Origin of the sequence: Mucilaginibacter sp. (genome assembly GCF_028288205.1) — a bacterium.
In the GTDB taxonomy this organism is placed as follows: domain Bacteria; phylum Bacteroidota; class Bacteroidia; order Sphingobacteriales; family Sphingobacteriaceae; genus Mucilaginibacter.
This window is the reverse complement of sequence record NZ_JAQBOD010000055.1, coordinates 52960-66472: the sequence shown is the minus strand read 5'-3', so window position 1 is coordinate 66472 and position 13513 is coordinate 52960. Positions and strand designations below refer to the sequence as shown.

Genomic DNA, 13513 nt, shown 5'->3' with positions numbered 1-13513 from the left:
CGTTATGATATGCAAATGTGCGGATGTGCAAGTGTGCAGATGAATTAAATAATTTATAAGCATCTGCACATCCACGCATTTGCATATTTGCACATTATATCCCCGTATAATTACTCGGCGTTATCTTCTTAATTTCTTCTTTAACGCTATCATCAACCTGTAAAGTATCTACAAACTCGGCAATAGTTTGCGCGTTAACCTGTGTATTGGTACGCGTAAGTTCTTTTAAAGCCTCGTATGGGTTAGAATAACCCTCGCGCCTTAAAATGGTTTGTATGGCTTCGGCAACCACCGCCCAGTTAGCTTCTAAGTGCGAACTGATCACAGCTTCATTCAGCAATAATTTTCCTAAGCCTTTTACTGTTGATTTTATGGCGATCAATGTATGTGCCACAGGTACCCCGATGTTGCGTAATACGGTCGAGTCTGTTAAATCACGCTGCAATCTTGAAATCGGTAGCTTAGCCGCCAAATGCTCAAATAAAGCGTTAGCTATACCTAAATTACCTTCAGAGTTTTCAAAATCTATCGGGTTAACCTTATGCGGCATGGCTGATGAACCTACTTCGCCTGCTTTAATTTGCTGCTTAAAGTAGTTCATAGATATATAGGCCCACATATCGCGGTCAAGATCTATCAGGATATTGTTTATTCTTTTCAAAGCATCGCATTGTGCGGCAAAATTATCGTAATGCTCAATTTGTGTTGTAAACTGCGAGCGGTTAAGCCCAAGTGTATCATTCACAAAGCTATTACCAAACACTTTCCAGTCTATTTGCGGATAAGCTATATTATGCGCGTTAAAATTGCCCGTAGCCCCACCAAATTTGGCCGACGATGGTATCTGTTTTAATAAATTCAGCTGATTTTCTAACCGTTCAATAAATACCTGTATCTCTTTCCCTAAGCGGGTAGGAGATGCCGCCTGGCCGTGTGTATGAGCAAGCATGGGTATTTTGTCCCAATCGGCAGCGTATTTTTTTAATAAGTTAACCAACTCATCAATTGCCGGATAGTAAACCTCGTTCAATGCCAGTTTAAAGGTATAAGGCACTGCTGTATTGTTTATATCCTGAGATGTTAACCCAAAGTGTATAAACTCTTTATAGGCTTGGAGGTTAAGCAAATCAAACTTTTGTTTGATAAAATATTCAACTGCTTTAACATCATGATTGGTTATTTTCTCTATGTCTTTTATGCTTTGCGCATCAGCTTCGGTAAAATTTCTGTAAATGTCCCGTAACTTTTCTAACAAATTTTTATCAAAACCTTGTAGTTGCGGTAACGGGTGCTGGTACAAGGCGATGAAATATTCAATTTCTACAAACACCCGGTATTTTATCAATGCATACTCAGAAAAATATTCGCCCAGTTCGGCAGTGGTTTTTCGGTAGCGGCCATCAATAGGTGATATTGCAGAAAGTGGTGTAAGTGTCATGGTTGGTGATTTTGTGCAAAGGTAATAAATTCAACATTATTTAAATGTGCAAATACCCATTGATCTGTGGTTAACAGATGTGGAAAACATTTTTTAAATGGAAACTTTGAAATCTAAAAATGTTTCCATAGTTTTGACTAATTAAGTCAATGATTCAAACAGATAGAATAATACAAGGCGGCGAAGAACTGTTTTTAACAGCAGGGATTAAAAGCGTTACAATGGATGATATAGCCAGGCACTTAGGCATGTCAAAAAAAACCATCTACCATTTCTTTAAGGATAAGAATGAGTTAGTGATAGCTTTAGTAAAGAAAAAGCTGCGGGACGATGAAGACCAGATGTGCGATATCATTGGCAAATCAAGCAATGTGATTGAGGAAATGATCAATATGATGAAGTGCTCCGAAGAAATATTTTCAAGGATCAACCCCATTGTTATACATGATCTGCAAAAATATCACCCTGATGCCTGGAAACAGTTCCAGCATTTTAAGGCTGATGTTTTGGTACGCACTTTAGAAGAACTTTTAACAAAAGGTATTAAACAGGGATACATAAGGCCCGACATTGATGTTAAAATTATTGCGCGTATGCGTGTAAGCCAGGTAGAAATGGGCTTTAATACATCTGTATTTCCACATAACGAGTTTAGTATATGGAAAGTGCAGTATCAGTTATTAGAGCATTTTAATTTTGGTATTTGCACACTAAAAGGATATAAACTATTAAATCAATTTAAAAATATTAATGATGAATAGTTTTTCTGTTGACATAGGGCTGTCATACCTGACTTGTTATTTTGAAATGAAAATAAATTAATGAACAACCAAACACACAATAATAATTTACCAATGAAATGTATTTTTTTAACAGCGACCTTAATTTGTACCATAGCGTTAAGCAGCTATGCACAACAGGTACCGCTACCAAACACGCCGCGTAATTTTAGCCTGGCCGATTGTATAAAATATGCTTATGAGCACCAGGATTCGGTAAAAAACGCCAATCTTGATGTAAAGAGCGCAGAATATAAGGTTAAGGAAACTATAGGCTCTGGTTTACCACAGATAAGCGGAAGTATTTCTTTTCAGGATTTTTTGAAACCACCGGCAACAGTAGGGCCTAACATTTTTGCTACGCCAATTGATTTGAATGCACCCTTGATAAAATTCCCATTTGGTGCAGTAAAGTATAATAACACCTATTCTTTACAAGCCAGCCAGTTGTTATTTAGCGGTACCTTTATAGTTGGTTTACAGGCAGTAAAAACATTCAGGGAGCTTTCTCAACGCAGCCTGGTACGGTCAAAAATTGAAACAAATGTTAATGTAACGAAAGCCTACTACCAGGTATTGGTTAGCGATGAGCAAATAAAATTGCTGGATGCGAATATAGCACAGTTAAAACAGCAATTGGATCAAACTACCCAACAAAACAAACAGGGCTTTGTTGAGAAGATAGATGTTGACCGTTTATCTGTTCAATACAATAACCTTGTTACTAACAGAGAAAATGTGGCACGCGCTTTAATATTAAACTACCAGATGTTAAAATTCCAGATGGGTATGCAGATAGAAGAGGAGATAACATTAACCGATAAGCTGGCAGATATTAAATTTGACCAGGTAGTTTCAACTACGCTTGATACTACTTTTTATCATAACCGTATCGAATACAAATTGTTGGAAACTAACGTTACATTAAATCAATTAGATGTTAAAAGTAAAAAGGCTACATTTTTACCTACTGTAAGTTTAAATGCCGGCTTTGGCGAAGTTTTCCAGGAAAACCAATTCAGGTATTTATATAACAATATGTATCCTAACAGCTTTATAGGTTTAGATATAAATATTCCAATATTTAGCGGGTGGCAGCGCAGTAATCAATTAAAACAATCGCAAATAAATGTACAAAAAGCCCAGAATGATTTGTACAATGCAAGTAATGGCTTTAAATTACAAGCCAGTGCTGCGCGGATTACTTTCTTTAACAGTCTGCAATCGCTAAATAACCAAAAACGCAGCCGTGAGTTGGCGCAGGAAGTATTGCGGGTATCAAAAATTAAATACGCGCAAGGGGTAGGCTCAAGCATTGAAGTTACACAGGCACAAACCGAATTAGAAAATTCAGATAATCAATACATACAGGCACTATACAATGCTTTAATAAGCAAAGTGGACCTGGACAAAGCATATGCACGCATCAACTAAAACTAAATCACTTATTACTCTATAAAAATGAAAAAATTAATATACATACCAGCCTTGCTTTTATTGGCAGCATGTTCGCAAAAGCCAGTAGATAAAGCAACACAATTAGCTGATCTTAAAAAGCAACAGGCAGAGATCAATTCAAAAATAGCTGCATTACAAGTTGGTAATTCTCCTCAGGATTCATCAAAAAGTGCTGATATAGGCATATTAAAAATTGTAGAAACCAAATTTACCCACTATGTTGATATACAGGGTAAAATTGATGCTAAAGACAACGTAATGGCATACCCGCAATCGCCGGGTGTTATTACCAATATTTTTGTAGCACCCGGCCAGCATGTAGGTCGCGGGCAAGTTTTAGTGCAATTGGATAATAGTGTGCTTAAAGAAAATATTATACAGGCAGAAACACAGGCAACTTTAACTAAGACATTATTTCAGCGCCAGAAAAATCTTTGGGATCAAAAAATTGGTACCGAAGTACAGTTTTTACAGGCACAAACACAAATGCAAAGCGCCCAAAAGCAAGTTGATGCTTTACGTCAACAGGCAGATCTTTATCGCATCACTTCACCAATAAGTGGCACTATTGACCAAATGGACCTTAAACTTGGCCAGGTTGCGCAGCCGGGTGTTACAGGCATTCGTATTGTTAATGCTGATAATTTGAAAGTTAAAGCTGATGTTCCTGAATCATACGCAAGCCGTGTAAACCAGGGCGATAATGTAAAAATTGTTGTGCCTGATGGTAATGATTCATTAACAGCTAAGTTAACTTTTGCTGCTAAAGCTATCGACCCAACATCACGTAGTTTTGCTATAGAAATAGCTTTACCTGCCCGCAAAACCCTGCGCCCTAACATGACAGCGATTATTAAAATTGCTGATTATAATAACAGTAAAGCTATTGTTATTCCGCTAAACTCGGTTCAAAAATCAGAGCAAGGCGATTACGTTTATATTAACGATAACGGTATAGCTAAGCGCAAAAATGTTAAAGTTGGCGCAAGTTATGGAAGCCAGGCCGAAATAATATCCGGCTTAGCTAATGGAGACCAATTAATAACTGCCGGCGCCAGCGATTTGAATGACGGCGACAAAGTAACAGTATTACAGTCTGGTAATTAATCACACATAAATAATTTGATCTATAATGAAAGATCTTAACAAAGAATTTGGGCCATCAAGCTGGGCCATTGATAATAAGACTGCCATATACGTACTTATATTTTTAATTACAGTACTGGGTCTTATCAGCTACAATAATTTGCCTAAGGAAAACTTCCCCGATATAGCACAATCAAAAGTTTTTGTGAGTACGCCATATATTGGCCAATCGCCACAAAATATTGAGTTGTTAGTGACCAGGCAATTAGAAAAGCAATTAAAATCACTTAAAGGTTTAAAAAAGGTAACCTCAAACTCAAAACAAAATATCTCTGTAATAACGGCCGAGTTTAATGCCGATGTTAAAATTAGAGATGCTAAGATCGATGTAAAGGAAGCCGTTGATAAAGCCAAGCAGGACCTTCCGCAAAATGATGCTAACTTAAAAGAATCTATTATATCTGATATTAACGTAGCTGATATTCCTATTCTATATGTAAATATTTCTGGCGATTACGACTTGAAAAAGTTAAAAGAATATGCCGATAACTTAAAAGATGATATTGAAAGTTATAAAGAAATATCGCGGGTTGAAGAGGTTGGAGCATTAACGCCTGAGATTCAAATAAATGTCGACATGAATAAAATGGCGGCAGTACAGTTAAGTTTTAGTGATATTACACAAGCGATTGGCAATGAAAACATTATAGCATCTGCCGGTAACGTAACTACTGATGGTATACGTCGTAGTATCGATATTAAAAAAGATTATAAGAGCGCTGCCGAAGTAGCCGAAATGGTAGTTAGGAACCCTAAAGGGCAACCCATATACCTGCGTGATATTGCCGATATAAAAGATTCATTTTTAGAGCAGGAAAGCTATGCGCGTTTAAAAGCAAATGATAGCAAAGATTTTAAAAATGTAATTACGCTTAACGTGAGTAAGCGTACCGGCGAAAATCTTATTGAGGCTTCTGATAAAATAAATAGTCTTATTTCGCAGAAACTAAAAACAGTTTTCCCTAAGGGCCTAAAGATAACCGTGACCGGTGACCAGTCAGACAAAACACGTACAACGTTAAATGATCTTATCAATACCATTATTATTGGTTTTATATTGGTTACCATCATCCTGATGTTTTTTATGGGCAGCACCAACGCCATATTTGTGGCGCTATCTGTACCGCTGTCATGTTTTATTGCATTTTTAGTAATGCCGGCCATTGGCTTTACATTAAATATGATTGTGTTGTTCTCATTCCTGCTCGCTTTGGGTATTGTGGTTGATGACGCGATTGTGGTAATAGAAAACACGCACCGGATATTCAATAACGGAGCCATACCTATAAAACAAGCAGCTAAGATAGCTGCCGGCGAGGTATTTTTACCTGTATTTTCAGGTACCATGACCACGCTTGCACCATTTATTCCGTTGGCTTTCTGGAACAGCCTGATAGGGCACTTTATGTTTTTCTTACCTATTACGCTTATTATAACACTATTAGCGTCATTGGTTGTAGCATACTTGTTTAACCCGGTATTTGCTGTTGATTTTATGAAACCGCATGTTGAGGGCGAACACGACAATCCAAAATTTGACAAAAAAGTACAGCGTTCACTGTTGTACCTGGTTATAGCTACTGTAGTTGGATATTTAATAAACTTTGGCTTTGGTAACTTTATGGTGCTGGTTATAGCGCTGTATCTATTAAACCATTTTGTTTTATTACGGGCAATAGACAGCTTTCAAAACAATTTATGGCCACGATTTAAGGATTGGTATGCCAGATGGCTTGAACGTGCTGTTAAAAGGCCGGTATGGGTATTAGGCGGCACCGTTATGCTGTTTATATTCACTATATTTTTCCTTGTAGCCCGGTCACCAAAGGTTGAGTTTTTTCCGGCAGGCGATCCTAACTTTGCATTCGTTTATATAACTATGCCTATTGGTACAGATCAGGCTTATACTAATGAAGTTACCAAAAAGTTAGAGAAACGAGTTGCAGAAGTGGTTGAGCCCGATAAGGATATTGTTTCGTCTATCATATCAAACGTTACAGCCAGCGTGGCCGACCCAAGTGATGAAGACCAGGGCGATTACGAAAACAAGAGTAAGATAACGGTTGCATTTGTAGAATTTGGCAAACGTAATGGCAAAGATACCAAGACAGTATTGGCAAATGTGCGTAAAGCTGTTGAGGGAATAATACCGGGTGCAAAAATAGCCGTGGCCCAGGAAAACGGCGGTCCACCGGTACAAAAAGACATCAGTATTGAAATTGCCGGGGACAACATAGATACATTGGTAAAGACAGCCAATAATTTGAAAAGTTACCTGGCTAAACAAAACATTGCCGGTATTGAAGGTTTAATAGCTGATGTGCAGACCGATAAACCTGAAATTGTATTTGACGTTGACCGCGAACGTGCCAACCGTGAAGGTATAAGTACCGGTCAGATAACACAGGCATTGGGTACCGCGGTATTCGGAGCTAAAGCAGGCGATTTCAGGAATACACGCGAGGACGACTACCAGATAAAAGTACGCGCACTGGAGAGCCAGCGCAGCAATCTGGACGCTTTAAAGAACTTAAAGATTACTTACCGCGATCTTGCTACAGGCGGCGCTATACGTCAGGTTCCAATATCTGCATTTACAGATGTTAGATATACCACAACTTATAGCAACATTAAGCACAAACAACAAAGGCGCGTATTAACATTAGGTTCGAACGTTATTAAGCCGAATAATATAAATGAGGTTAACGCTAACATTTTAAAAGCAATAAATAACTTTAAGAAACCGACCAGTATTTCCATAAAAATGGGTGGCGGACAAGAAGATCAGGCAGAAGCTATGAACTTTTTGTTAGGCGCGTTGGCTACCTCATTTGGATTGATCCTGATTATTCTGATGATACAGTTTAACTCTACTGGTAAAACGCTTATCATATTAAGTGAAATATTGTTCAGTATTATAGGTGTGCTTTTAGGTGTGAGCATATTTAAAATGACCATATCAATTGTAATGACCGGAGTAGGTATAATTGCCCTGGCAGGTGTAGTGGTACGTAACGGTATCTTACTGGTTGAATTTACAGATATGCTTATGGATCAGGGAGCCAGCGTTCATGATGCAGTTGTTGAGGCTGGTCACACCCGTATGACACCGGTATTATTAACAGCTACATCAGCCATATTAGGGCTTATACCATTGGCAGTAGGCTTTAATATTGACTTTGTGGGATTATTCACTCACTTTGCGCCGCACATACATTTTGGCGGTGATAACGTAGCTTTCTGGGGGCCATTAGCCTGGACAATGATATTTGGTTTAGGCTTTGCAACAATCATTACTTTAATTTTGGTGCCTTGTATGTATTTGATCCGTTACAGGCTTAAAGAGCGTTTCAGGAAAAAAGTTAAACCAGAAGTTAGACAGGTAGAAGCAGTTTATTAACATTTACCAGGCTATTTTTGCCATTTCTGACGATGAACGGGGAAAATCTTATACGCGCGATTATAGCGTGTTATAAGATTTTTCGCTATCGTTTAAGAGATAGTTCTCATTATCGTTCGAAATAATGGGTTTTGTGATTCAATTAAGCGCTGAATTTTTTTAATAATCCTTTCAGATGTAATTGTTTTATAAGCTTGTTTAATCGTCTTTCATTTTTACTGCCGGCATCAAGCGCGTCATAAACAAGGGTAGCTGTTAAAGCATAAACTGCATGATGAAAACCGTCAATAGCTATAGCTTTAGGTTCTTGTTCATCTATAGGCTTGGCAGCATTAAATTGTGGTAACATAACCATTGAAGTACCCCAAATAGCCGTAAAGTGTACCAGCGCGGCAGGTAATCCTTTTAGACCCGTAAGGCCAATTAAGCCACGCGATACGCCCCAGACTGTACCGTAGGCCCAATGAATTTCTTGCGATAGTTTTTCTTTGTCTTCTTTTACAACCGGTTTAGCGCCTATGGTTTCAGACACCACCTTAACAGGGGCATCACTGGGTTCTCTTTTGGTGAGCTTCATTTCTATCATTTGCGATAGAGTAATAGCTGCTGTCGCTGCTAAGCCTGCAAGTAATCCTTTGCCTACTGCACTACCTAACTCGCCTAAAGCATTATTTTGATGAATTTTCATAAGTGATAGTATTAAATGTATTTAAATTGCTATTACAAATTTAGTATTCAAAATGATGCCACATTTTTAGGAATGATTATTGTATTTATGTTAAACAGGCTATTATATTAATCTACCTAAAAGTATTTGTATGAATAACTTACAACTTAATAACGACATAAGAGTAGAAGGTAACCCAACCTACGGTTTTCCGCTTAAACCAGAGATACCCGATTTATGGATGACCTTTAAAGAAAAAGAAAAACTGGTAAAAGGAAATTAAACAAAGTGAACATGGAATTTAAAATAGAAAAGCCTTTATGGCAAGCGTTAAGTATTGGCATATTGGCAGGTATGCGGTCTGCATCAGCTCCGGCTGTTACAAGCCATATTTTGAGCCATCATCACTCAAAAATATTAGAAAAGTCGCCATTGAGTTTTATGCAGGCGAACGCTGTTGCAAATGGCTTAAAAATAATGACATTAGCCGAGTTTGTTGGTGATAAACTTCCGTCAACCCCTAACAGAATAAAGCCTGCTGTTATAACCGTACGTTGCCTGTCGGGAGCATTAGCAGGGGCGGGAATACTTAAGGCGAGTGGAGGTAATGCAATAGTAGGAGCGATATTGGGTGGTACCGCAGCTTTTGCATCAACATTCGGAAGCTTCTTTTTGCGCAGGGCAATGGTAATAAGTTCAGGTATAACAGATCCAATTATTGGTGCCATAGAAGACGCGTTAGTTATTGGTGCAGGAGTTGGCTTAGCCAGATTAGCTTAATTTGCTAAAAAGTCAAATATGATTGTCATTTATAGGAGAAGCAATTGAGAAATGACATGAAGTATATTTTGTTATATAATATAGAGACACTGTAACCTGATTGTAATTTCTATATCAATTTTGTGAGTTTAAACACTTATAGCATGCATATTTGAGTTAATAATGTAGAATTTTTGATAATTTTGTTTAAATAGTCAGTTTTGCAGTAATAAGTCTACAAATGAGCTCAGGAAGCGACCAGCAGGATATAAAAAGAGAGAAGATTTTAGAGGCAGCCTATCAACGGTTTTTGCATTATGGGTATTCAAAAACCACTATGAATGAAATAGCCGGCGACCTGTCACTTTCAAAAGCATTGCTTTATTATTATTTTCCGGATAAGAGTCAATTGTATATTGCGGTAATGCGTAAACTGGCGGCCGAATACATACAGAAACTGCAAAATAAACTTAATAAGTTTGACAACCTGAGAGAAGCTTTCATATTTCAAATAGATACCCAACATGACTTTGTTGTAAAGAATTACAATTTTTTTGATTTTTTCAGGGTGAACGAGCAAAACCTGCCGGATACCATTTGGGAGATTATAACCGAGATACATCAAACAGAAATGGTGCTTTTAAGCGCCGCTATTCAAATTGAAGCCGATAAGGGCAATATTAAACCGGTTGATAACCCGGGTGAGATAGTAGACCTGTTATTAGACGCATTGCATGGCGTAAGGGTAAGCGCGGTATCACACAAAAAGGCAATGTTTCCGCAAAAAGAGCACCTGGAAGAGATACATACCAAACGCTTGTTATTGCTTGATATTTTTATAAAAGGCTTGATGTATTAGCTAATAAGTTACTGTCACCCAGCAGTAAAAAATTACACTATTTAATTTTTGCAAATAACTTATTAATACCTTTGACTAAAGTATTTACCAAGTCAATAATTAATATTATATACATATCAATTATCAAAGATACTTCTAAAGTTAAGAGGTGATTGTTTTAGAGTGATTAAGCAGGCCGGAAGTGATTCCAGCCTGCTTTTTTTATATAAAAAAGAACTATCCAAAGAAAAGATAAGAGATTAAAATAGCGGTAACTATTCCAAAAAAATCGGCTATCAACATGGCAGGTATGGCATAGCGTGTTTTTTTAATACCAACGGCACCAAAGTATAGTGCCACAATGTAAAACGTAGTATCCGCAGTACCATATAAAACACTGGATAAATGCCCGGTAAAGCTATCTGCACCAAATGTTTTTAGGTTATCAAGCATCATAGCACGCGCCCCAGATCCGCTTAACGGGCGCAAAAAAGCAATAGGCAAAACATCAGTAAAGCGGGTATCTATGTTAAAGTGGCCAAATACCCATTTAAAGCCATCGCCCAAATAGGTAACTGCTCCGCTAATTCTGAATATGCTTACAGCTGCCAATAAAGCTACCAGGTAGGGTATTATTTTTATAGCTATGTCAAAGCTTTCTTTTGCACCTTCAATAAAAGTTTCAAATACATTTATTTTCTTCCTTACGCCGCCTAAAATAAACAATACAGGCAAACCAAATAAAGTTAAATTGCTAAATACTTTTGAAACTTCGCTTATCTGGGCTTTTGTTAACCAGACCGTGAAATACCAAATTACAAATCCTATAAAAGCGGTTATACCACCCAGCCAGGTTAATATAACCCTATCAAACAGGTTTATTTTTTGTTTAATACTTACCACTATTAAACCGGCAAGTGTTGCAACATAAGTTGCTATAATGCAAGGGATAAAAATATCGGTAGGGTCTTTAGAATGATAGATGGCCCGCTGCGCTATAATAGCTATGGGTAAAAGCGTTAACCCCGATGCATGTAACACCAAAAACATGATCTGCGCATTTGACGCGGTGTCTTTATCCTTATTTAGTTCTTGCAGGCCGTTCATGGCTTTCAAGCCAAAAGGGGTGGCAGCGTTATCAAGACCTAATAAATTGGCTGCATAATTCATCATCATTTGCCCAACAGCGGGGTGATCTTTTGGTACTTCGGGAAACAAGCGGTTAAAAAACGGACCTACCAGGCGCGAAAGGAAATTTATTGCACCGGCTTTTTCGGCAATTTTTAACATGCCCAGGTAAAACGCCATGATGCCTACCAACGGCAATGCTATATCCATTACAGATGCTTTGGTAGAATCGAACGTGCCTTCTACCATTAGCCTGAAAATTTCTGTATCACCAAAAAATATTAACTTAATAAGGCCGATAACAAAGGCAATTACAAAAAATAATATCCAGATATAATTTAAAGCCATAGTTTGATTTGCAAATATGCAGATGTGAAAATATACAAATGATTTTGATTTTTACAGATGAACAATATGTTCATGATTTTAATTATCTTCAAATAAATAATATTAAAGTGAAAGATACTATTCTGAAATTAAGTGACACAATTGATGAGGTGCTAAAAGTAGACAGGCAAACTATAAATTGGAATTATAAACCCACAATTGATAAATGGTCGAAAAAAGAGATTATTGGGCATTTAATTGACAGTGCACAAATTAACCTGCAACGTTTTGTACGTTGTACTTACGAAGAAAATTTTAAGCTGATATATGAACAGGTAGAGTGGGTTAAGGTGCAGCACTATCAGGATGTTGATACACATGATATAATAACGCTGTGGAAATTGCTTAATCAACAAATTATCAGGGTATTAAAAAACTATCCGGTTGATAGGTTAAATGCCAAATGTGATAATGATAAAAATGAAGTTCAACTACATACGGTGGAGTGGCTTGCGCAGGATTATGTTGATCATTTAAGGCACCATTTAAAACAAGTATTAAGTTAAATGAACAAGTGATATGTCTCAATCTGCAGGTTACTCCGGGACCCCCTTAGCTAAGAAATTGGGTATTAAAGCTGGTTATACTCTAAGTTTGATAAATGAGCCGCCAAATTACTTCCAATTATTTACCGAGCTTCCTATTGATATAAAGATTACAAAGAATGAAGATGTAAAAAAAGATCTTATTCATTTTTTTACAAAACAAGAGCCTGAACTTGTTTACCTGCTTCCACAATTAAAAGCACAAATTAAGCCGGATGGGATAATCTGGGTATCGTGGCCCAAAAAAGCCTCAAAAATGGTAACAGATATTACAGAGGACTATATCAGGAATTACGCCATCAGTATTGGATTGGTTGATATAAAGGTGTGTGCTGTTGATGAAATATGGTCGGGATTAAAATTAGTTATACCCGTTAAAGACCGGATATATTAATCATAAGCCGTAATGTTTTTATCAGATATTATCTGCACAACGTAATCCTTCTTTAACGGATCGTAAGGCATAGTATCATTGGTAGTTATATAGATCTCACAAAGATTTTTTATAACATATGTTTGTATATCACCTATTGCCCCCTTTGTGTGGATATACTGTGATATAGAATTGTTTAGCAAGTCATACTGCTCCATTGCGTTTGTTTCCAGTTCCATAAACAAACGCTTGCCATCCGCCCGTAGGCTTACATTTACATGGCTGCCGCCCTTTATGGACAGAGTATATATCCTGTTATTTGTTTTGGTATTTTTTAGTGTGAGGGTATAACCCTTAGCCATCAAAAAGGTATCGGCCCTTTGTAGGTTGTTATGCAATATGTATTTGAGATCTTCATAGGAGATTAAACTTTTTTGACCAAAACATACACAGGTTGAGCAGGTAAGCAGCACTGCTAATACTAAGTTTTTCATGACAGGTTTTACAATAAGATGTTCTTAAAATTACAGAAATGTTATTTTAGAGCAAAATTTACTCCCTCAAAAGTTATAACTTAGCGCACTTGTTACAATAA

The 13513-nt window shown here is 37.3% G+C and carries 13 protein-coding genes; 9 read left to right on the top strand and 4 right to left on the bottom strand.

What is annotated here, in order from left to right:
• Positions 1-94: 94 nt before the first annotated feature.
• Positions 95-1438, bottom strand: a complete 1344-nt coding sequence (gene purB, locus JWR23_RS12680) for an adenylosuccinate lyase (RefSeq protein WP_299516510.1) — start codon at positions 1436-1438, stop codon at positions 95-97.
• Positions 1439-1587: 149 nt separating this feature from the next.
• Here purB and JWR23_RS12675 point away from each other — a divergent pair, with 149 nt between their 5' ends.
• The 4 genes from JWR23_RS12675 to JWR23_RS12660 all read left to right on the top strand — a co-directional run bounded on the left by JWR23_RS12675 (position 1588) and on the right by JWR23_RS12660 (position 8221).
• On the top strand, positions 1588-2199 hold the full coding sequence (locus JWR23_RS12675; protein ID WP_299516508.1) for a TetR/AcrR family transcriptional regulator: 612 nt from the start codon (positions 1588-1590) through the stop codon (positions 2197-2199).
• Positions 2200-2292: 93 nt separating this feature from the next.
• Positions 2293-3651: a TolC family protein gene (locus JWR23_RS12670; RefSeq protein WP_299516506.1), complete on the top strand. Its 1359-nt coding sequence runs from the start codon at positions 2293-2295 to the stop codon at positions 3649-3651.
• 27 nt (positions 3652-3678) lie between these two features.
• Positions 3679-4782 carry an efflux RND transporter periplasmic adaptor subunit gene (locus tag JWR23_RS12665; RefSeq protein ID WP_299516504.1) on the top strand — a complete coding sequence of 368 codons (1104 nt, stop codon included), beginning with the start codon at positions 3679-3681 and terminating at the stop codon, positions 4780-4782.
• Positions 4783-4807: 25 nt separating this feature from the next.
• On the top strand, positions 4808-8221 hold the full coding sequence (locus JWR23_RS12660; RefSeq protein ID WP_299516502.1) for an efflux RND transporter permease subunit: 3414 nt from the start codon (positions 4808-4810) through the stop codon (positions 8219-8221).
• A 142-nt stretch (positions 8222-8363) separates the two neighbouring features.
• On the opposite strand, the gene JWR23_RS12655 is transcribed toward JWR23_RS12660, so the two are convergent.
• The gene (locus JWR23_RS12655) at positions 8364-8909 is read right to left on the bottom strand and encodes a hypothetical protein (RefSeq protein WP_299516501.1); all 546 of its coding nucleotides are present in this window, start codon (positions 8907-8909) and stop codon (positions 8364-8366) included.
• A gap of 130 nt (positions 8910-9039) precedes the next feature.
• Between JWR23_RS12655 and JWR23_RS12650 the strand changes: the two genes are divergently transcribed.
• The 3 genes from JWR23_RS12650 to JWR23_RS12640 all read left to right on the top strand — a co-directional run bounded on the left by JWR23_RS12650 (position 9040) and on the right by JWR23_RS12640 (position 10506).
• The gene (locus JWR23_RS12650; RefSeq protein ID WP_299516499.1) at positions 9040-9171 is read left to right on the top strand and encodes a hypothetical protein; all 132 of its coding nucleotides are present in this window, start codon (positions 9040-9042) and stop codon (positions 9169-9171) included.
• An 11-nt stretch (positions 9172-9182) separates the two neighbouring features.
• Complete coding sequence (locus tag JWR23_RS12645) at positions 9183-9668, top strand: DUF4126 family protein (RefSeq protein WP_299516497.1); 486 nt, start codon at positions 9183-9185, stop codon at positions 9666-9668.
• 220 nt (positions 9669-9888) lie between these two features.
• Complete coding sequence (locus JWR23_RS12640; protein ID WP_299516495.1) at positions 9889-10506, top strand: TetR/AcrR family transcriptional regulator; 618 nt, start codon at positions 9889-9891, stop codon at positions 10504-10506.
• Between the two features lie 216 nt (positions 10507-10722).
• Here JWR23_RS12640 and JWR23_RS12635 read toward each other — a convergent pair whose 3' ends face one another.
• Positions 10723-11961: a nucleoside recognition domain-containing protein gene (locus JWR23_RS12635; RefSeq protein ID WP_299516493.1), complete on the bottom strand. Its 1239-nt coding sequence runs from the start codon at positions 11959-11961 to the stop codon at positions 10723-10725.
• Positions 11962-12068: 107 nt separating this feature from the next.
• Here JWR23_RS12635 and JWR23_RS12630 point away from each other — a divergent pair, with 107 nt between their 5' ends.
• Together JWR23_RS12630 and JWR23_RS12625 are read left to right on the top strand one after the other, a co-directional pair.
• Positions 12069-12506, top strand: coding sequence for a DinB family protein (locus tag JWR23_RS12630; RefSeq protein ID WP_299516492.1), 438 nt, complete (start codon positions 12069-12071; stop codon positions 12504-12506).
• Between the two features lie 13 nt (positions 12507-12519).
• Complete coding sequence (locus JWR23_RS12625; RefSeq protein ID WP_299516490.1) at positions 12520-12939, top strand: DUF3052 domain-containing protein; 420 nt, start codon at positions 12520-12522, stop codon at positions 12937-12939.
• Here JWR23_RS12625 and JWR23_RS12620 read toward each other — a convergent pair.
• Positions 12936-13412: a hypothetical protein gene (locus tag JWR23_RS12620; protein WP_299516488.1), complete on the bottom strand. Its 477-nt coding sequence runs from the start codon at positions 13410-13412 to the stop codon at positions 12936-12938. The genes JWR23_RS12625 and JWR23_RS12620 overlap by 4 nt on opposite strands.
• Positions 13413-13513 lie beyond the last annotated feature (101 nt).